General features: G+C 64.1%; 11 protein-coding genes and 1 pseudogene. 10 read left to right on the forward strand and 2 right to left on the reverse strand.

Annotation, left to right across the window (positions count from 1 at the left end):
• Window positions 1–55: 55 nt before the first annotated feature.
• The 10 genes and pseudogenes from A6745_RS29485 to A6745_RS27340 all read left to right on the forward strand — a co-directional run bounded on the left by A6745_RS29485 (window position 56) and on the right by A6745_RS27340 (window position 12,039).
• Window positions 56–850: a capsular polysaccharide export protein, LipB/KpsS family gene (locus tag A6745_RS29485; RefSeq protein WP_269148926.1), complete on the forward strand. Its 795-nt coding sequence runs from the start codon at window positions 56–58 to the stop codon at window positions 848–850.
• Window positions 847–936 (forward strand): annotated as a pseudogene (locus A6745_RS29610) (capsular polysaccharide export protein, LipB/KpsS family); the annotation flags it as partial. The gene A6745_RS29485 and the pseudogene A6745_RS29610, both read left to right, overlap by 4 nt.
• A 9-nt stretch (window positions 937–945) precedes the next feature.
• A complete protein-coding gene (locus A6745_RS29490) occupies window positions 946–2,106 on the forward strand; it encodes a capsular polysaccharide export protein, LipB/KpsS family (RefSeq protein ID WP_231886113.1) in 1,161 nt (386 codons plus the stop codon).
• 85 nt (window positions 2,107–2,191) lie between these two features.
• On the forward strand, window positions 2,192–3,493 hold the full coding sequence (locus A6745_RS27310) for a capsule biosynthesis protein (RefSeq protein ID WP_231886099.1): 1,302 nt from the start codon (window positions 2,192–2,194) through the stop codon (window positions 3,491–3,493).
• A gap of 200 nt (window positions 3,494–3,693) precedes the next feature.
• Window positions 3,694–4,818 carry a UDP-N-acetylglucosamine 2-epimerase gene (gene neuC / locus A6745_RS27315; RefSeq protein ID WP_066134649.1) on the forward strand — a complete coding sequence of 375 codons (1,125 nt, stop codon included), beginning with the start codon at window positions 3,694–3,696 and terminating at the stop codon, window positions 4,816–4,818.
• Entirely contained in the window at window positions 4,815–5,486 is a 672-nt protein-coding gene (locus A6745_RS27320) for an acylneuraminate cytidylyltransferase family protein (protein ID WP_066134652.1), read from the forward strand. Before neuC ends, A6745_RS27320 begins: the two co-directional genes overlap by 4 nt.
• Before the next feature lie 32 nt (window positions 5,487–5,518).
• Window positions 5,519–6,529 (forward strand): N-acetylneuraminate synthase family protein, encoded by a 1,011-nt coding sequence (locus A6745_RS27325; RefSeq protein ID WP_269148927.1) that lies wholly within the window; start codon window positions 5,519–5,521, stop codon window positions 6,527–6,529.
• Window positions 6,530–6,546: 17 nt separating this feature from the next.
• The gene (locus A6745_RS27330) at window positions 6,547–7,644 is read left to right on the forward strand and encodes a DUF6716 putative glycosyltransferase (RefSeq protein ID WP_066134656.1); all 1,098 of its coding nucleotides are present in this window, start codon (window positions 6,547–6,549) and stop codon (window positions 7,642–7,644) included.
• The gene (locus A6745_RS27335; protein ID WP_082853329.1) at window positions 7,637–10,648 is read left to right on the forward strand and encodes a polysialyltransferase family glycosyltransferase; all 3,012 of its coding nucleotides are present in this window, start codon (window positions 7,637–7,639) and stop codon (window positions 10,646–10,648) included. The genes A6745_RS27330 and A6745_RS27335 overlap by 8 nt, the downstream gene beginning before the upstream one ends.
• Window positions 10,649–10,752: 104 nt before the next feature.
• Window positions 10,753–12,039 (forward strand): tetratricopeptide repeat protein, encoded by a 1,287-nt coding sequence (locus tag A6745_RS27340; protein ID WP_066134664.1) that lies wholly within the window; start codon window positions 10,753–10,755, stop codon window positions 12,037–12,039.
• A 32-nt stretch (window positions 12,040–12,071) separates the two neighbouring features.
• On the opposite strand, the gene A6745_RS27345 is transcribed toward A6745_RS27340, so the two are convergent.
• Together A6745_RS27345 and A6745_RS27350 are read right to left on the reverse strand one after the other, a co-directional pair.
• Window positions 12,072–13,418: an aminotransferase class I/II-fold pyridoxal phosphate-dependent enzyme gene (locus tag A6745_RS27345; protein WP_066134667.1), complete on the reverse strand. Its 1,347-nt coding sequence runs from the start codon at window positions 13,416–13,418 to the stop codon at window positions 12,072–12,074.
• A gap of 7 nt (window positions 13,419–13,425) precedes the next feature.
• The gene (locus A6745_RS27350) at window positions 13,426–21,051 is read right to left on the reverse strand and encodes a type I polyketide synthase (protein WP_066134672.1); all 7,626 of its coding nucleotides are present in this window, start codon (window positions 21,049–21,051) and stop codon (window positions 13,426–13,428) included.
• Window positions 21,052–21,199: the final 148 nt, after the last annotated feature.

The following is a 21,199-nucleotide window of genomic DNA, read 5'->3' on the forward strand; positions in this document are numbered from 1 at the left end:
GGCCCTGACTGGGTATGCCTGGCGGGACCTTTCACTTCTTGCTCGATTGGCTGACGTGCCTACAGACATTCAAAGGCAGGCAGCGGATTCCGTGGAGGATGCGCGGAAGCCGCGCCTCATCGTGTTGTCGGCGGGCGTGCGTCGTATTCCCTCGCTTGACGCGCTGGTGCCTGATTTCCTGATCCAGCGAGGCAGGCCGGTGCGCGTGCGCGAGACCGACCGAGTGCTGGCGTGGGGCCTGCGGCCCAGTGCCTTGCGTGCGCGACACTATGCCGAGCGCCGCGGGCTGAGTGTGTGTCATGTCGAGGATGGTTTTCTCCGATCGGTAAAGCCGGGGCAGGGCGAGCCGCCGTTGTCGGTGGTACTGGACGACCAGGGCCTCTACCTGGATGCTTCGCGTCCTTCTCGGCTCGAATCGCTGATCGCCGCGCCCGCAAACTGGTCGTCGGCACACGAGGCGCGTGCCGAGGCGCTGATGGCCGCTTGGCGCGCAGGCAGGGTTTCGAAGTACAACCACGCCCGCGACTGGTCGCCGCCGGATGACAGCGATTTCGTGCTCGTGGCCGACCAGACCTATGGCGACGCGTCCATTTCCTGCGGCGCCGCCGATACAGGCAGTTTCACGCGCGCGCTGCGGGCCGCCCTGGACGAGCACCCTGATTGCACCGTGGTGGTCAAGGTTCATCCCGACGTAGTGGCGGGTCGTAAGAAGGGCCATTTCGATCTGGCCAGCCTGTGCCGCATGCCGCGAGTGCGGGTCGTGGCCAATGACGCGCACCCTGCCGGCATGCTGGCGCGCGCGCGCGCGCGGTATACACCGTCACGTCCCAATTGGGTTTCGAGGCGTTGATCTGGGGGCGGCCCGTGCGCACGTTCGGCATGCCATTTTATGCTGGCTGGGGGTTGACTCAGGACGACGCAGCGCCTACGGGCCGGCGCGTACCCGTGCCGTTGCCGCGCCTCGTGCACGCCGCGCTGATCGACTACAGCCGCTACGTGCACCCCGAGACAGGGCAGGCGTGCCAGGTCGAGGCCGTGATCGCGTGGCTCAGCCTGCAGCGTAGGATGCGTGGTCGCTATCCTTCGCAACTGTGCGCGGCCGGCTTCTCTGGGTGGAAAAAGCCGTTCGTGCGCGAGTTCTTCAGGGGCAGCCACGTCGCTTTCGTCAAAGAGCCACGCCAGGTTCCGGCGGATGCCGTGGCGGTCGCCGTGTGGGGCCGCAAGCACGATGATGCATTGACGACCTCCGCGCCGGTGATTCGCCTGGAGGACGGTTTTCTGCGCTCGGTCGGTCTGGGGGCCAGTCTGATCCGCCCGTTGTCCTGGGTGCAGGACGAAATTGGCATCTACTATGACGCGATGCGACCCTCCCAACTCGAACGATTGCTGGCGACGGCGGAGTTTCCCGAGGAGTTGCTCCAGCGCGCGGCCGGATTGCGTACTCAGCTTTGCCTGGCAGGCATCACCAAGTACAACCTGGCGGGCGGCGCCATCTGGCGACGGCCCGAGAACGGACGAAGAGTGGTCCTGGTGCCGGGCCAGGTCGAGACGGATGCCTCCATCCAGTATGGTGCAAGCGGCATCCGCGGCAATGTCGCGCTGCTGCAGGCCGTGCGGCAGGCGTGCCCCGACGCCTGGGTGCTCTACAAACCCCATCCCGACGTGGTTGCCCGGCTGCGCAAGGCCGGGGAGAACGAGGCCGATGCCGGGCGATGGTGCGACGAGATCATCGGCGATGTGCCGTTGCCTGATTTGCTGGCGCAGGTCGAGGAAGTGCACGTGCTGACTTCCTTGATGGGATTCGAGGCACTGCTGCGCGGTGTGCCGGTCGTGACGTACGGCCAGCCTTTCTATGCAGGGTGGGGCCTGACGCGTGATAACGGCCTGCAAGACCGGGTGAAGGCGCGCCGCACGCGCAGGCTGTCGCTGGATGAGCTGGTGGCGGCTACGCTTTTGCTTTACCCCACCTACGTCAGCCGCGTCACCGGTCAGTACACCACGCCCGAGCGGGCGTTGCAGGAACTTCTCGAGTGGCGCGCCGAGCGCCGGAACCGAACCCATGCGCTCTGCATGAAGTGGATTGCCTGGTTGTTCCGGAAACCATGAGGTACTTGGGCGGTTGGCCGCGCATGCCATGCCACACGGCTGAACGTTTGAATCAGGAGATGAAGCGAGACTTATGAGCATGGCAATGAATCACAGATCCTCCCCGTTGACGCAGGACGATATGCCGCCAACGGCGCGCGAGCGCTCATATGTGTTGTTGCAGGGGGTGTGCTCGCCATTTTTCCGGGAACTGGGCGCAGGGTTGCGTCAGGCCGGAGCCAGCGTCTCCAAAGTGAACTTCACGGTGGGTGACGATTGCGTGTGGGACGGGTCTGCAGTGCATGCCTTCCGCGACACGATCGACCGCCTTCCCGTCTTCTACGATCAGTTATTGACCCAGACCGGCGCGACAGACATCGTGCTGTTTGGCGATCGACGTCCCGTTCATCAGGCTGCGATCGAGGTGGCCCACCGTTTGGGTGTTCGCATCCATGTTTTCGAGGAAGGTTATTTCCGGCCTTATTGGCTGACACTTGAACGCGATGGCGTCAACGCAAATTCGCTATTGCCTCGCGATCCCGACTGGTATCGGGCCGTCGGCCGCAAGCTGCCGCGCTATGGGAATGGCCAGGCCTTCAAGTCGTCATTCCTTGCAAGAGCTTGGCATGACGTGGTGTATAACTCGCACAGCCTGCGCAATCGCTGGTTCTATCCGCACTATCGGACCCATGCGCCGTGCTCGCCCTGGGCGGAGTACCCGGCGTATATCCGCCGTGGCCTTCGCCTGCAGGGACGCGGGCGGCGGGACGCGCAGGCGATCGGCGAGTTGCTTCGACGAGATCTCCATTTCTACGTGCTGCCGTTGCAGTTGAACAGCGATACGCAAATCCGTCAGCATTCCTCATTTGGCGACATGAAATCGGTGGTGCGCACGGTCATATCGTCCTTCGCTGCCCGGTCGCCTGCAGACTCCATTCTGGTCATCAAGAGCCATCCACTGGATCCAGGCATGGATGGCCACGAACGCCATGCGGTGTCGACGGCTGAGGAATTCGGGGTGAGGGATCGCGTGCTGTTTCTGGAGTCCGGGCACATGCCGACATTGCTCAACCATACGGCAGGCGTCGTCACGGTCAACAGCACCGTGGGAGGATCGGCTTTGGTTCATGCGCGTCCGACGGTCGCGCTGGGAAAAGCCGTCTACGACTTGCCAGGGCTTACCTTCCAGGGCGGGCTTGACGAATTCTGGACTGAGGCGGAGCCGCCGGATATGTCGTTGTTCCAGCAATTTCGCAACGTCGTCATTCACGCCACCCAGATCAACGGTGGGTTCTACACGCGAGAAGGCATTTCCATGGCGGTACGGCATTCGGTCAAGCGGTTGCTTGCGGAACGTTCCCCCCTTGAGATGCTGTTCGATGTCCACAGCGTTCGGTTGGAAGAGTAATGACGCTGGGCAGTGATGCTGGCGCGGAAGCCGGATCGCCAAGGGAGCTATTTGTTTAGTTATTCTGTATCAATAATTGGAAATAGATAGCTAAATTTGTCAATTTCCTCGAAGAGATCAAACGTCTAAAGAATGTAACGGGACGCCACATACCATTACTGAAGTGAAGGGGGCGTTCAGACGAACATTCGGTGGTACGGATGAAAAAAGTACTCTTTCTGACGGGCACGAGAGCGGATTTCGGCAAGATCAAGCGCCTCATGCATTTCGTGGACCGGCACGAGGACATGGAACTGCATGTCTTGGTCACCGGCATGCACATGATGAAGCTCTATGGGGCCACGCACCTTGAGGTGCGCCGCGAGAGCTTCGACAACATGTACCTGGTGGCCAACCAGTATTCCGGCGAGCCGATGTGCTCGGTGCTGGGCAACACGATTTCCATTGTCTCCCGCATCGCCGATGAAGTGAGACCCGACCTGATCGTGGTGCACGGCGACCGGCTCGAGGCGCTGGCGGGCGCCACGGTCGGTGCGCTGAGCAACACGCTGGTCTGCCACATCGAAGGGGGGGAACTGTCGGGTACGGTGGACGAACTGATCCGGCATTCGATCAGCAAGCTGGCCCATATCCACATGGTGGCCAACGAAGAGGCGCGGCAGCGCCTGATCCAAATGGGCGAGGATCCGAGTTCGGTATTCGTGGTCGGTTCGCCCGATCTCGACGTGATGGGCTCCGACGATCTGCCGGATCTGCAGTCGGTCAAGCGGCACTACGACATCGAATTCGATGATTACGCGATCTCGCTCTTTCACCCGGTGACGACCGAGGAAGGACAGATGCTGGATCATGCGCTGTCCTATTTCTCGGCACTGCAGGAGAGCAGCCGCAATTACGTTGTCATCTACCCGAACAACGATACGGGTAGCCGGGCCATCCTCGACGCGCTTGAGATGTACCAGCGATACGAGCGATTCCTGATCATTCCTTCGGTGCGTTTCGAGTCATTCCTGACCTTGCTGAAGAACGCTTCCTTCATCATCGGCAACTCCAGCGCGGGCATCCGCGAGGCGCCGTTTTACGGCATCCCGTCCATCAATGTGGGAACGCGGCAGAGTCGGCGGTTCGCCGGCAAGTCGGTCACCAACTGCGGGTACGCCAGCCGCGAGGTGCTGGGCGCGATCAAACAGGTCGCGAGCGTCGGCAGTTTCGAGCCATCGGCCTGGTTCGGGGACGGCAACAGCGTCAAACGCTTTGCAGACGCCATCGATACCGATCGCTTCTGGCATACGCCAGTGCAGAAATCCTTCGTTGACATTCGATGAGCGTAGTCGCGGTCATTCCGGCACGCGCCGGATCCAAGGGCGTGCCGGGCAAGAACCTGCGCCAGGTGCACGGCCGTTCGTTGGTGGTTCGCGCGATCGACGCGGCGCGTGGCGTGGCGGGTGTGGGGCGGATCATCGTCTCGACCGACGGCGACGCCATCGAGGCCGAGGCGCTGCGCCACGGCGCCGAGGTGGTGCGCCGGCCGCCAGACATCTCTGGCGATGATGCCGCCACGATCGATGCTGTCCTGCATGCCTTGCGGCAGACAGGCATCGACCAAGGGGCCTGCGTGCTGTTGCAGCCCACCAGCCCCATGCGCGAGCCGCGTGATGTGCAGGAAGCCCTGGACCGGTTTGTGGCGAAGCCCTTGGGATCGGTCATTTCGGTCTGTGAATGCGAGCACCATCCGTTCAAGACCATTCTGCGGACGGACCAGGGCGCTCGTCCGATGGTGGATCCGGCCTCGCTGGAGACGCCGCGCCAGCAACTGCCCAAGGCGCTGCGCGTCAATGGCGCCATCTACATCAACGATGTGCGCGATCTGTTCCGCGCGCGCCGCTTTTTTATCGAACCCGTGGATTTCCACGAAATGCCCGCCGACCGATCGCTGGACATCGATACCGAGCGCGACCTGGCGTTGGCCAACATGATGAGGACAGTGGAATGACCGCACCTTCTTTCAGCATCGGTAACCGCCCGGTGGGCCTGGCGCACGAACCGCTGATCGTCGCCGAGATCGGCATCAACCACGAAGGCAGCCTGGATGTGGCGATCGAGATGGTCGATGCGGCCCATCGGGCGGGGGCCGAGGTAGTCAAGCACCAGACACATATTGTCGAGGACGAGATGTCCGACGAGGCGAAGTCGGTCATCCCCGGCAATGCGGACGTCTCCATCTATGAAATCATGCGTCGGTGCGCGCTGAACGAGGCGGACGAGCGGGCGATGATGCAGCACGTGAAGTCGCTGGGCATGCAGTTCATCAGCACGCCGTTCTCGCGAGCCGCCGCGCTGCGCCTGCGCGACATGGACATTCCCGCCTACAAGATCGGATCGGGCGAGTGCAACAATACGCCGCTGATCAAACTGGTGGCGTCGTTCGGCAAGCCCGTCATCCTGTCCACGGGCATGAACTCGATTGGCAGTGTCTCACGGTCGGTCGACATTCTGCGCGCGGCCAATGTGCCGTTCGCGCTGCTGCATTGCACGAACATCTATCCGACTCCGCATGAACTTGTCCGGCTCGGAGGCATGCAGGCGCTGGGCGAGGCGTTCCCGGATGCGGTGGTGGGGCTGTCGGATCATACGGTGGACAACTATGCCTGCCTGGGCGCGGTGGCGCTGGGAGCCTCCATCCTCGAACGTCATTTCACGGACAGGATGGATCGCCCTGGCCCGGACATCGTCTGTTCCATGGACCCGGCTGCGATGACGGCGTTGCGGCAGGGGGCGCAGGCACTGGCCAAGGCCCGCGGCGGCCGCAAGGAGGCGATTGCGCAAGAGGCGGTGACCATGCGGTTTGCGTTCGCGTCGGTGGTGGCCGACCGCGCGATCGCCGCCGGTGAAACCCTCACCGAGGACAACCTGTGGGTACGGCGCCCGGGAACAGGCGATTTCCCGGTCGATGCCTATGAAAGCCTGATCGGTCAGGTCGCGGCACGCCCGATTGCCAAGGGCAGCCAGATCAGGCACGCGGACATCTCAAAGTGAGGGCTGGCTCGATCGCAGTGGTCCATCGCCACTATGCCCATGAGAAGGCGGCGCGGCTGCTGGCCCGGAGCCTGGCCGACGAGGGTGGCCGGCAAGTGTCCTGGCATGGCCTGTCCGACTATGACGACGATGTCGAAGGCTTGCGGTCGGCCTTGGGCCGCGCCGCGATCGTCGTGCTCAGTTGCGGCGGGCGCGACATCAATCGCATCCTGCACCTTTTCCCCGAGAGCCAGCCGCGTCCGTTCTTCGTGTCGCTGTTTCCCGGCATCGTGCTGCGTTCGCAGCTCGATGCTTTCATCACACGGTTGCGATGCGACCTGGTGCTGCTGAATTCCCGTGCCGATCTCGAGTCTTATGGGCGCATCTGCGATCTGCTGCGCGTGCCGTTCAACGGCATCCTTTACGGCGCGGGTTGGTTCGAGGCAGCGGCTGTCGATCGCGCGACGGAGGCGCCTCTGACCGTGTTCTTCGAACAGATCGACGTGCCGCATCGCAAGCCGCAGCGCCGTGCCCTGGCGGACGGCTTGGCCCGATTGGCTTTGCGACATCCCGAGCGGCAGTTCCTGATCAAAGCGCGGGATCCGGTAGCGGGCACGGGGCGCCGCTCACGAGGTGTCGATGGCCATATCGACGACCGCGTCTCGGACTTCGTGGCATGCCAACGTAGATTGCCCAATCTGCACATCTCGCAGGCGCCGGTTTCGCAACTGCTCTCGGACGCGGACTCATGCGTGACGATCTCCAGTTCCGCGGCGATCGAGGCATTGTTGATGGGCCGGCGGACATATCTGCTGGCCGATTATCCCGCCCGCCAGAATTATGGCGGGTTCTTCCAAGGTAGTGGGTTGCTGGTGCGGCTCGCGGACCTGGATCCGGGCCGCCAGCCCGCGCCGATCAAGGAATGGTTGCATGCCAACGTCATGGATCCTCGGACGACGTTGCCGGAAATCCGCCGCGCCATCGAACGCCAACAGAAGAATCCCCGGCCTTGCATCGCGGCTCGGCACAAGGTGCTGCTGGCGGCCTACTGCGGGCGGGCCATTTTTCCCGAACCGCACACCTTTCTGCGCCGCACTTTCAAGGCGTTCCGTCTAGTCGAGGCCAGGGTTGAGTAGTCTGAAGAAATTGAGAAAGTTGATTCTCCATCCTGTTCGCTTTTTCCGGGATGCGCGAGGCAAGCGCGATCAACCCATCTTTCCGGCTGGTTTCCAAGGCGGAAACCTGTTCGTCGTGTCCCACCTGAACCAGTTGATCCAGGTGCAGTCGCTGATCCGCTTCGAGCGGTTCAGCAACAATCGCCTGCTGATCCTCAGTACGCCCGCCAACAAGGTGATGCCACGCACAATTCACGAGAACGTGCACAAGGGGCTGTTCGAGGCGGTGGCCGAGCTGCAACTGCCAAGGTCGCCGAACGTCGTGCGGCTGGACCGGCTGAACACCATCGCCGGGCTGTACCGCAAGGTGTTGCGGCAGTTGCGGCCCACCAGCGTATTTCTGCTGAGCTTCGAGCGGCATTACGCGATTCTGGGCAAATTCGCCGTCGACCAGGGAGCCGGTATATTCCTGGTGGAAGAGGGCACCGCCACCTACAAGATCGGCCAGGACGGCGAGAATCTGGCCCATATCGACCCCAAGGGGGGAAACCGGTTCAGCATTGCCGCCATCGAGCATCTGCCGTTCTACCGGCATCTGCGCCCCGCGCTGGGCCGTATCCAGCGTTTCTCCGGGGTTTACGCGGCTTTTCCGGGATTGCTGCGGCATGCTTTCCAATTCGAGCGCGCAACGCGCTTCTTCATGCACGCGGGTGGGCTCAGCGCCGATCCGCATACCCGCAAGCAGGTGGCCGCCTATGGCATCACTTCGCGGGATGCCTTGTTTGTCAGCCAACGGTATCCGATCCGCGACGTGGTCTTCATCGGCGCCATCATGCGGGTGCTGGCCGCTATCGTACAGCAGGACGAGGGCCGCATTTTCCTGAAACTGCACCCCAAGGACCGTCCAGCGGTTCCCAAGGCATTCGCGGATGAGATCCGCCTGATGGGCTTGCAGGGCAGAATCGTGCTGCTCAAGGAAGCCGATTTCCTGATCGAGCCCGCCATCGCGGTCGCGCGGCCTCGGGCTGTCTATGGCTTGACGTCCACGGCCCTGGTGTACGCCCCCCTGGTCAGTCCATGTACGAAGACCTACTCGTTGCTGCCGTGGGTCACGCAGAACGTGAAATCGCATCCCGCTTACACGCCAGCGCAGGACGATGTGTCGGTCATGGAGAGCCACTTCAGCATCCTGGCGCAGTTCTCGCATGTGCGCGTGCTGGATGGGCAGGCTGCGTTGGGCGCGTCGTTGACGGTGCCCGGGGAGCCCGGCGACGCCCGGACGCAGGACGCGTTCTGGCTGCGATGCGCCGAGCGGAACCTTGATGAGGCACTGGCGTTGGGCTTGTCTTTGGGGGCGGAGTTCGAACGCAGGCATCAGCCCTGCCTGGCGGCCCTGGCCAGCCTGGCACGGCAGGAGCCCGCGCTGTCGGATCATCTGCACGCATTGTTCGCCGAGGATCCGGTGGCGTGGCACGTGGCGCGGGGGATTTCGGCGTGGGGCCGTGCGGATTACGAGTCCGCGGCCGCAATCCTGGACGAGGCGCTGCGGATGCCGGCCACCGAGGCGACGCGGACAGGATACGCCCGTGTGTTCCTCGCATCGTCATTACGCTTGTCCGGAGCGGCTGCCCGCGCAATGGAGTTGTTGCAGCTTGGATGGCCCGAGGACATCGAGACACCGTTCGGCTTGTACGAAATGGCGCAGTTGTCCTTGGCCGACGGGAATACCGCGAAATACTTTTGTTATGTCGGGTGGACCTATCCCGAGGGGGTGGGCGCCATGCCCGCCCCGCTGCTGGACCAGTATGCAACGGTCGCCCTGGCCGATGGACGAGGCGACTTGGTGACCGATGCCTGGCACGAGTACGTGCGTCGCCTGCACGACCCCACCGCGCCCGGCGTGCTGACGGGCAATACGTTCGATGCGATGTATGGCCAGCATCATCGCGCCGTCGTGGCCAGGCAAGGCCTGTGGGCAGGCTTCGAGGATGCGCGCCGCTGGCGGGACCTGATGGCCGAGCGTGGGATGGTCGCCCCGCGGGCAATGGCATGCCTGCGGATGGAGTCGCTGGTGTTGTCGCAGGACTGGGCGGGGTGCCGCGACGAAATCCTGCACGGCCGCGAGCAATTGGCCGAGGATCCCCGGTATGGCTTTCTCGCGATGTATGGGGCGATCCACGCGAACGATCCTGCGCTGTTCGGGTTCGTGTGTACTTCGGCCCCGGCGGCCTGGAACGAGGAGCCGGCGATGGCCATGCTTGAGGTGTGGCGCCACGTGCTTCTGCGCGATTGGCAGGCGGTGCTCGACGCCGCGCAGGCCTTGGCGCCATCGCCGGATTCGTGCCGCGAGTTGCGCTACGAGCTGGCGTGCGCCCGAGCCTGCCGCGAACTGGGAGACCACGACGGCGCCAAGCGATGGTTGATCGCCTACGAGCGTCATAGCAAGGGCGATGCGTGCGGTCTGATCGAACTGGTGCGATTGACGCTGGCTACGGGCCAGTGGGGACGCACTGTTCAGTATCTGGAGCATGTCTATTGCGAAGAGCGCAACATGCCCGCCGATTTGCTGCTGGCCTACCTGGATGGCCTGATCGAACTGAAGCAGTGGGGCAAGGCTCTGTCCGCCATGCCGACGGCTCGCGAGCGGTTGCCGGATGAGGCTGTCTGGCTGGGGCGCCTGGTACGCGTCTTGATGGCCATGGGGCGGCATGAAGAGGTCGTTGCCGAATGCCGACAGGCGATATTGCTGCCGCCCGACGTGGCATGGATGCATGCCCAGGCGCTGCGCGCGACGGGCCAGACCGCTGCGGCCCATGAGGCGATTCATCGCGCCGGGCGTGACGCCGCGACGGTGGAGGAGTGGGCGCTGCGCGCTGAAGTAAGCCTGCTCCAGAATCGACTGCAGGAAGCTTGCGATTGCTATGAACACATGATGCGCCATTTTCCCAACACGCGTGTGGTGCCGCTGTATGAGCGCTGGTTCAACACGAAGTTGTTGCTGGCGACGTCGAAGCAAGCGATGTAGAGATTTCGTGCCAGGGCAGGGTACTGCGCGGAGCAAGAAAATATCGAATCTTTCGGTGCCCACCGCGGGGCTGGCAACGGATTTACTTAGACAGGATCAATAGAGTGTCATTCAAAGACGATGCGCAGCTCTACGCCAGGGAACAGCAGTTCGGCTACCTGGAGGGCGAAAGTGATGTCTTGGTCATTTCATTTGCGGGATTGGAAGGCCGCCCACACTTTCAATTCTATGGGACGTTGAAAGCACTGGGCTATAACGCCCTGTTTTTATCAGACCAAAAGAAGGCCTGGTACAACACGGGCCTAGCCTGTTTTGGCGATGGCGTCGAATACACGCTGTACATCCTCAATCACCTGACAAACTACTTCGATCCCGACAAGATATTCCTGATCGGTGGCAGCATGGGCGGACATGGCGCGCTGTTGTTTGCCAGTCTGCTTGGCAAGGGCCACGTGCTGGCCCTGTCGCCGCAGGTGCTCCTGAAGCCTCATTACGCCTGGTATCCGGAGAATGAGGGCGATGCGCGCTATACGGACCTGTCTCAACTGAGCTTCGAGAACAATACGCTGACCGTGATTTCGTCCGAATTTCCGCTCGATGTGCTGTCGTTGTCGAGGATCGCGAACGTCCGGTGCAGAGAGGGAACGTTCCTCGTGGTGGCCCAGCAGCATAATTTGGCCAAGGTGCTCAAGGCCAAGGGCTTGCTGGCGCAGTTCATCGCGCACTGGATCAGGCACCGTGAAGTGGCGTTCTTCGAGCCCGTCGCCGATGGGCGCCTCGGCGCGCCATACAGCGAGGCACTGGAGGCGTTGCTTGACGCTTCTTACCAGGCCAAATGGAAAGACGCCTTGCCCGCCGCGGATCTGTTTTCCTTGAGCCAGCGCAACAGCCACTACCTCGACTGCCAGATCGCGTTGACGTATTTCTTCAATGGCCGGTTCGAGGAAAGCCTGAAGTTCGCGGAAATGTCGACTGTGAAGGCGCCGCAGTACATCAACGCCTACGTCTACTATGTGGCCAATCTGGCCGCAATGGGTGTCTGGCACAAGGCCCTGTCTTTCTACGACGAGTGCGTGTGGCTGCAGGTCGAGTCAGGCCAGCCGAAAGACGCCTTCCTGGTGTCGTGCGCGGATGCCCTGGGCAAGCTGCGCAAGCGCCGTGCCGCGATCCGGGTTCGAGAGCATGTACGCGAGATTGGCGGCAATCCGGGCTTGCAGCGCGGCAACACTTTCCAGCTGGGCCGCTTGCACTTTGAGGTCGGGGCGCTAAAGAAAAGCCGAGAGGTCTTCAATGCCTTGATGGATGAGGGCATCGACGATTGGATGAGCCAGCGCGCAGCCGAGTTCTATCTGCCCGAATTGGCGGCCGCGTTGGCGGCCGCGTCGGCCTGACCAGCCAGATCCGCGCGATCGGGCGCGGGGCATTACAACGCCTGAACCAGCGTCTCGATGGTCTCGATGATCTGCGATTCGGTATGCGATGCGGACACGAAAAACCGCAGCCTGGCCGATTTCTCGGGCACGGCGGGGTAGAGAATGGGCTGGACGTTGATGCGCCGCTCGAACAGCGTGGCGGACAGGCGAGCGGCCTTCAGGGAACTGCCGACGATCGCGGGGATGACCGCATAACCGGTGCTGTAGCCCGTGTCGATGCCGGCGGCCTTGGCCTGATCCAGGAACAGCGCGCCCCGCTGTTGCAATGCGCTGACGCGCTGAGGCATTTCCAGCATGCGCTGCAGGGCGGCGAGCGAGGCCGCCGCCACGGGAGGCGGCATGCCGACGCTGTAGAGGAATCCCGGCGCCAGGAACTTCAAGTGTTCCACCAGCGCGGTCTCGCCCGCGATGTAGCCGCCACAGCCGGCCAGCGCCTTGCTCAAGGTGCCCATCCAGATGTCCACGGCCGTGCCGGGCAATCCGAAATGTTCTCGGATGCCCCTGCCGGTCGCGCCCATTACGCCCAGCGAATGGGCCTCATCGACCATCAGGAAGGCGTGGTGCCGCTGCTTGATATCCACGAAGCGGGGCAGGTCGGGATAGTCGCCGTCCATGCTGTAGATACCTTCCAGCACGATCAGCACGCGCTCGAACTCGTGGCGCTGGGCGGCCAGCAAGCGGTCCAGCGCGTCGAAGTCGTTGTGGGGAAAGGACAGGCGCTTGGCGCCAGACAGCTGTATGCCCTGCAGCACGCTGTTGTGGATCAGTTCGTCGTGGACGACCAGGTCGCGCGGTCCGAAAAGATAGCCGATGGTGGTGACGTTCGCCGCATGGCCGCTGACATAGGTTACGGCGTCCTCGACACCATAGAGTTGGGCCAGCGCGCGCTCGAGCTCACGGTGGAGGGGACGCTCGCCCGACACCAGCCGGCTGGCCGAGACGGAGGTGCCGTACTTGTCGATGGCATCCTTGGCGGCCTGTGCAACCACCGGGTCGCCGGACATGCCAAGATAGTTGTAGCTGGCGTAGTTGATGTAGTTCTTTCCGGCGATGCGTGTTTCGGCGCCGGCCACGCCTTCGTGCAGCTTGAAGAACGGGCTGCGCACGCCCATGCGCGCCGCGCCGTCGTTCATGATGCGCAACTGGCGATAGCCGGGATGCTGGTCGAACCGCGTGAAGGCTTCCGGGATGGTGACCTTGGGGGTCTTGGGTATTGGTGGCGTGGCCTGGCGGTCTTGCGAGCGTTCGGCCTGACGGAGCTTGCGCTCCAGCGCCTGTTGGATCAGTTTGTTCTTCAGGCCCGCCGTCAAACCGGGGCCCTTCTTTGCGTCTGTCACAGCGTGCTCAGTGGATCATGCGTTGTTTGGGCAGGTTGGATGTGGCCATGAGCGCGTCGGTCAATTGTTCGACGGCTTCCTTGGGCACATCCTCGTCGGCATGCTGAGCAACGACCTGCGCGATTTCCGAGGCAATGGCGGGCTGCTCGGCATGTTGGGCCTGCTCGCCACGCAGCAGTTCGATCAGCTTGCTGGCGAGCTTGGATGTCGTGGCGCTTTCACTGAGGGTCATGACGGGGAGCCGGATGCCGAAACGGTTTTCCAGCGCCACGATCAGTTCCACTCCCATCAGGGAGTCCAGGCCCATGTCGTAGATGGAGCGTTCCGAGTCGATCTTGTCCGCCGGTACACGCAGGATCTCGCTGATTTCGCTCTTGAGCATGTCCATCAGTAGCGGATGCAGGGTCTCGTCGTCCATGGTGGCGAGCATCTGCGCGATGTCCTGGCTGCTGGTGTCGTCGCCGTCGCCGCTCCCCGCGCGGCGAGCGACCCATGCGAACTTCGGAGAGTTGGCGCTCGGCAGGAAACGGGTCAGCGCGCGCCAATCCAGCTCCAGCACGCCGAGGTCCGAGGCATCCGCCAACAGGATGTCTTCCAGCAGGCGCAGCGCCAGGTCGGAGGACAGTGCGCTGCCGCCCATTCGGCTTTGCAAGGCGTCCTTGATCTTCTTGTTGCGTGCGAGATAGCCGACGTCGTCGATGGCGCCCCAGCGCACGCAAGTGGCGGGCAGGCCCTGCGACCGGCGCTGCCGCGCCAGTGCTTCCAGCCAGCCGTTGGCGGCAACGTAGTTGGCTTGGCCGGGATTGCCGAACAGGGTGGTGCCAGAAGAATAGAAAACGAAGAAATCCAGCGGCAGGCCGCGGGTCAGGTCATCCAGGTGTTGGGCGCCCAGCACCTTGGGGGCTAGCACGCGACGGATCTGCCCGGCCGTGGCGCTGCGGATCAGGCCGTCATCGATGACCATGGCGGCATGCACGACGCCACGCAGGGGAGGCATGTGCTGCCTGGCGTGCGCCAGCACGGCCGCCACGGCATCGCGGTCGGTGACGTCGCAGGCCTGGGCATGAACGTTGACGCCGCGCGTGCGCAAGCCTTCGATGGCCTGCTGAGTGGCGGGGGCCGTGGGCCCGCTGCGGCTGAGCAGCACCAGGTGACGCGCGCCTTTGTCAGCCAGCCACTGCGCCGTCTTCAGGCCGAAGCCGGACAGGCCGCCAGTGACCAGGTAGGTCGCCTGCGCGGAAAGCGCCAGCGACGGACGAGGCGTTGCGACCGGGCGGACGTCGTGGATGCCGTTGCGGTAGGTGACCACGATCTTGCCGATCTGGCGTGCCTGCTGCATGTACCGGAACGCATCGACGACATTGTTGGCGTCGAAGGCGCAGTAAGGCAGGGGATGCAGCACCCCTTCGTGGAAGAGCGCCATGACTTCCGCGAACAGGCGGCGCGTCAGGTCGGGGCGCTCGCTCATCAATTGGTCGGCGTCGATGCCGAAGTAACTGATGTTGTTGCGGAACGGTCGCAGCCCGATGCGGGTATTTTCGTAAAAGTCGCGTTTGCCCAGTTCGAGGAAGCGGCCGAAAGGTTTGAGCACGCGCAGGTTGCGGTTGATGGCTTCGCCGGCCAGCGAGTTCAGGACGACATCGACGCCGCGTCCGCCCGTGTGCGCCAGGATCTCGTCGGCGTAGGAGAGCGAACGCGAATCGTAGATATTCCGCACGCCCATCAGGCGCAGGAAATCGCGTTTTTCGTCCGAGCCGGCGGTGGCGTAGATCTCGGCGCCGCGCCATTGCGCATACTGGATGGCGGCGATGCCGACGCCGCCCGCGGCGCCGTGGATCAGCACCGACTCGCCTTCTTCCAGGCGCGCCAGGTGATGCATGGCGTAGTAGATGGTGAAGAACGTGCTGGGAATCGTTGCCGCGGCTTCGAAGGACATGCCATCCGGAATGCGCGCGATGGCGTCGGCCCGGGTCAGCACGCGGTTTCCGAAGCTGGCGGGGCCAAAGCCGACCACGGGATCGCCAGGCTGGTACCCGGATACGGCGCTGCCCACTTGCTTGACGATGCCGGCGAACTCAAGGCCCAGGGTGGGACCTGCGAAACCGTTCTCGATGGCTTCGTCAGAAAGCATGCCCAACGCATACATGACGTCGCGGAAATTGAGACCCGTGGCCTGGATGCTGATTTCGAGCTGGTCATCCCGCAGCGCGGGAGGGTCGTACTCGGACCAGCGCAGGTTGCGCAACTGGCCCGGGAAATCGAAGCCCAGGCGCAGCGCGCCAGGGGTGCGAGCAGACGATTGCGGCAGTGCGAGCGCTCGGGGGGGCGTCAATGCACGCAGGCGCGGCGCATGACGCGCGCCGTCGCTGTCCAGTGCAATCTCCTGTTCGGCGTCGGGCGCCAGCAGTTCCTGAATCAGCGCCTCGGTGGGGAGGGCGCCCGCCTGCGGCAGATCGATCAGACGCACGCTGAAACCCGCCGCCTCGTTGGCCATCGTGCGGCCGTAGTTCCACAGCGAGGCATCGTTCAGCGCCGCATGCGAGTCGGCACTGGCCACGCGGTCGGCCAGGAACGGCGCGCCGCCCGCGGTGACCAGCCATAGCGTGGCGGCCAGATGATGGCGCTCGCAGGCCTGGGCCAGGGAGGCGGCCAGCGCGCAGCGCCGAACCTGGGTCTCGAGCGACTGTCGCGGGTCTTGAGCGGGGGTCGACGACAGGGCCAGTCCGTCCAGATGGACGATGCCCTGGATGCGGCCCAGCCTCGGCAGCGCCTGTAGCAGGATGGCGTCCAGCGTGTCGGGGCCGCAGTTTTCCGGGACCAGCACCGGGATGCCACGCTCGGTGAACCCCGCCGCGAGGTCGCAGGCCAGCTCGCGGCTGCCCGAGGGGTGGTCGCCCGCCAGCAGGAGCCAACCGCCATCCGCGGCCGTGGGAATGGCTTCGTGCTGCGGCGCCTTGCGGCTGCCGATGAACAGATAAGGGCCGCTGCTGGAGCCAGGAACGAACTCGCGCAGCGGCTCACAATGGAAACCATGCTGGATCAGCAAGGCCTGCCAGTAGGCAACAGGGTATTGGACGGACGTCCTGGTGTTGTCCAGGTCAGTGACCCACCAGGAGATGTCGGCGCCAAATATGAAGTCGAGCCAGCTGGCGGGGTGATTGCCGCGCATCAGCAGGGTGCCTTCGGGCTTGAGGTGGGTTTGTGCGTGCTGGAGCGCGAGTTGAAGGGCTTCCGGACTGTCGACGTCGCAGTGCAGGATCACGACGTCGGCGCAAGCCTCGGCCGGCTGCGTGCCGTCAATCAGGCGGGTCTGCGCATCGGGATAACGCTCTTGCAGGCGGCTGGCATGGTCCAGGGCGGCCTTGGAGGGCGAGGCATACATGTAGTCGCAGGCGGCGAAATCGAGGCCGGCACAGATGTCTTGGCCGAACAGGGGTTGGAATCCGCCGATCTCCAGGACGGCGATGCGCTGGCCAACCATACGGCTCGACTGGGCCTGGGCGATGCATTCGCGCAATGCCGTACCGATTTTCTGCCGGGTGTTGTCACCGAGGATCTGCAGGGCGAGTGCGGCCGAGTTGGCATCGCGAGGGCAGACGTCGGCAAATTGTTTCGCGCCGGACAGCAGCGCCGGCAGGTGCAGGCCGATACGGCCTGCAGCATGGACGATCAAGAAAAAATCGGGGTACTCGCGCAGCAGACTGTTCCAGATGTCGGCGACGCTGGGCTCGTCGTCTTGCGTGATGCCGACCTGCCAGCCGGCGGTGCCCATTGGCGTGAGGTAGCCGGCGCGTTCTGCGCGGATCATGACCCAGGCCAGCAGCGGCGCGCATTGCGGCGCGGCCTCGCGGCAGGCGTTCAGCGTGGAGGTGGTCAGGCGGCCGCCCTTGGAGAGCTTATGCAGCGCCAATGCCGCGTACCGATCGCACAGGCTTTCCAGAAGCGGATCGACTTCGTTGACGTAGCGGTCGTGCAGCCCGTTGGCCGCGGCGTCGAGGACGACGTCACGCAGCGCGGCATCGAGCGCGTTCACGCCCAGGGCGGGGTGCGCCTGTGCCTGCATGCGCGGGTGCGGACACGGAACACCCACGTAATCCAGGAAATTCAGGTGGTCCACCGCCGCCTTGGACAGGCGCACGCTGCGGAAGCGCGCTTCGCGGATCATCGCGATCTGCCGGCCCTCTGCATCGAACAGGCTGAATTCCGCCGTCAGCGAGTGCGGTGCACGTGAAATCAGGCGAGCCCTTACCTGATGCGGTACCCCGGTGCCGGCGCGCCACGACAGGCGGCCGATCTTGGCCGGAACGAAGGCGACGCCTTGGCCCAAGGCCGCATCGTCCTTCAGCATGTGGATGATCAACTGGAAAGTGCAGTCCAGGAGGGCCGGGTGCAGCAGGCTGCCCGCAAGGCTGTCTTCCAGCGAGGCGTTCGGACGCAGGATGGCGTGCACGATGCCTGGCGCCTCGAGCCAGCCGTGCAAGATGGCCTGGAAAGCCGGACCATACTCCAGGCCCGCGGCGCGAGTCAGCGCCACGTGGTCGTCGCCGGAGAAATCCGGTGCGCGCCCGGGCAGCGTGGGGACGGACTCGTTCAGCAGGAGCGCTCCCGCGTTGCGCAGCACGCGCCCGCTGGCATGGTCGATCCAGGGATCGGTGCTGCCGACATCCTTGCCGCGGATCGAGAAGCGGCCGTCCGAGGAATCGAGTGTCAGGCGCATCAGCTTGGAGGCCGAGTCCAGCAGCAATGGCTGCTGGATTTCGATTTCCTCGACGTCGGCAAATTGGCCGGGCTCCCACTGCAGGGCGGCCGCCAGGGCGATCTCGCCGAAGCCGGAACCCGGGAAGACGGTGGCGTCGCCCACGACGTGATCTCCCAGCCAGGTCAGCGCCTTGGTATCGAGCTGGTTTTCCCAGGTGTCGGCGTTTTGCGGCGAGCGATAGCCCAGCAGTTCGTGGATGCGGCTGCGCGTCAGTTGTCCCAGGGACTCTGCGGTGACCGGGTGCCAGTGATGCTCGCGCTGCCAGGGATAGGTAGGCAACGCCATGTGCCGGCCGGCCCAGGGGAACAGGAACGACCAGTCCACCGTGGCGCCGCTGATCAGCATCTGGCCCGCCGCATCCCGCACCCGTGCCGGTTCGTCGTCGCCGCGCGTCGACGTGATGGCGACCCGGCCGGTGAGGGCGCGCGCCTTCAGGGCGTCGTTCACGTACGAGCGCAGGACGGGATGGGGACCGATCTCGGTGTAGAGATTGAAGCCTTGGGCCGTCAAGGCCGTCATGGCCTGTTCGAACAGAACGGGTTGGCGGATGTTGTTCCACCAATAGGAAGCGTTGAGCTGTGTGCCGTCGAGCAGGCCGCCCGTGACGGCGGAATAGAACGGCACATTGCTCTTGGCCGGTCGGATGTCGCCAAGCACCTCCAGCAGCGGCGCCTCGAGCGAGTCCATTGCGCTGCTATGGAAAGCGTAGTCGAGATCCAATTGGCGATAGAACACGCTGCGCGTGGTCAAGACCTCGCCCAGCGCCGCCAAGGCGTCGGCGTCGCCGGCCAGCGTGGCGCCACGCTGGCTGTTGCTGCCCGCGACGCACAGCAGGTCGTCCAACTCCAGTTCGCTGATGAGCGCCGCGGCGGCTACGCCGTCCACGCCTATGGCCGCCATGCGGCCGATGCCCTTGGTCATGCCCTGCAGGCTGCTGCGATGGAAGATGACGGTGATCGCATCCGCCAACGTGAGCGCGCCGCTGGCCCAGGCCGCGGCGACTTCGCCGACGCTGTGGCCGACCACCGCGACCGGCTGGATGCCGCGCTGCGCCAGCATGCGCGTGATGCCGACCTGCACCGCAAACAGGGCGGGCTGGGCAATTTCGGTTCGCTGGTAGGTGTTGGGGCCGTCGTTGCGGCGTAGTTCATCGGCCAGCGACCAGCCCGCCAGCTTGTGGAACAGGGTGTCGATTTCGGCGATGGCTTCGGCGAACAGATGGTCGCCCATCAGCCGGCGGCCCATGCCCGCCCATTGCGAGCCGTTGCCCGAATAGACAAACACGGGGCCCAGGGCATTGACAATGCGTTGCCCCGCGCTGACGTGGTGCTTGGGGGCTTCGCCGGCAGCGAATTGCTCGAGCAGGCACGCGATGGCCTCGGCGTCGTTGCCATACACGACGGCACGCTCCTGGTGCCAGTCCCGCCGCTTGGCCGCGCTGTAAGCCACGTCGTAGAGGGTGCGCGGCGGGTGGGCTCGCAAGGCGGCGGCCATGCCGCGCGCGGCATCGTTGAGCGCGGCGGCGGTGCGGCCGCTGATGATCACCGGAATGGCGGTGGTGCCGGCCAATTGCGCGGCGGGCATGGCTTCGGGCTTGGGAGGCGTCTGCAGGATGGCGTGTGCATTCGCGCCACCGAACCCGAAGGAATTGACCCCGACGGTCAGTATCCCGGTATTGCGCAGCTTGCGGGTGCGGGTGACGACCTCGATGTTCCAGTCGTCGAACTGGATGTTCGGATTCAGCTTGCGGATGCCGATGGTGGCGGGCACCACACGATGCCTCAGGGCATAGATCGCCTTGACAAGCCCCGCCACGCCGGAGGCGGCCTCCAGGTGACCGAGATTGCTCTTGACCGAACCGATCGGAAGGGGCGAGCCCTGGCCGCGCGCGCGGCCCAGGGCCATGCCGATGGCGCGTGTTTCGATGGGGTCGCCCACGGCTGTTCCGGTGCCATGGGCCTCAATATAGTCGATGTCGGCCGGGTCGATGCCGGCGCGGTCGTACACCTGGCGCATCAGCGTCACCTGGGCGTCGGCATTGGGCACCGTCAGGCCGGACTTGCGTCCATCGGTGTTGACCGCGGTCCCCGCGACGACCGCCAGGATGGAATCGCCATCCGCCACGGCCTGCTCATAGTCCTTCAGCAGGAACAGGCCGCCGCCTTCGGAGCGTACATAGCCATCGCCCTCGGCGTCGAACACCCGGCAACGGCCGTTGGGGGACAGCATCGATGCCTTGGAGAACGTAATGAAGCCATAGGGATGCAGATGCAGACTGACCCCTCCCGCGATAGCCTGGGAGATTTCTCCGTTGACGATGGCGCGGCAGGCCTGGTGAAAGGCGACCAGCGACGAGGAGCAGGCCGTGTCGACGGCCATGCTCGGGCCATGCAGATCGAACACGTAGGACAGCCGGTTCGCGGCGATGCTGGCCGTGTTGCCAGTGGCGAAGGAGGAGTCGAGCGCGTTGAAGTCTTCGGCCAGTCGGTACGAATAGTCGGCGCTGGCGATGCCGATGTAGACGCCACAGTCGCTGCCGCGAAGCGCCGAGGGGCGGATGCCGGCGTTCTCGATGGCCTCCCAGCAGAGTTCCAGCAGCAGGCGTTGCTGCGGATCCATGAGGGCGGCTTCGCGGGGAGAGATGCCGAAGAAGTCGGCGTCGAAGCGCGAGACGTCGCCGATGGAGCCAGCCGAGAACGTGTAGGACGTGCCGGGATGGTCCTTGGCGGGATGCAGGTAAGCGTCGTGGGACCAGCGGCCAGCTTCCACCTGCGTGACCAGATCCTTGCCTTCTAGAAGGTCGTTCCAGTACTTCTGGGTATCCGTACTCGGAAATCGGAACGACAGTCCGACGACAGCGACGCGCTTTGCCATATAGAGTTATGTTCCATCGAGAAGGCCGCTTGCGACCGCCTCGAAAATTTTTCTTGGTCTTGGGTGAGACGAACAGCAGTGGCTTTTTCCGCACACTTCTGGGCCGATTTATTCAAAAAAAGTCCGAATAACGGTTTTTCCGAAGTGA

It is taken from the genome of Bordetella ansorpii (assembly GCF_900078705.1).
Lineage (GTDB): Bacteria > Pseudomonadota > Gammaproteobacteria > Burkholderiales > Burkholderiaceae_B > Bordetella > Bordetella ansorpii_A.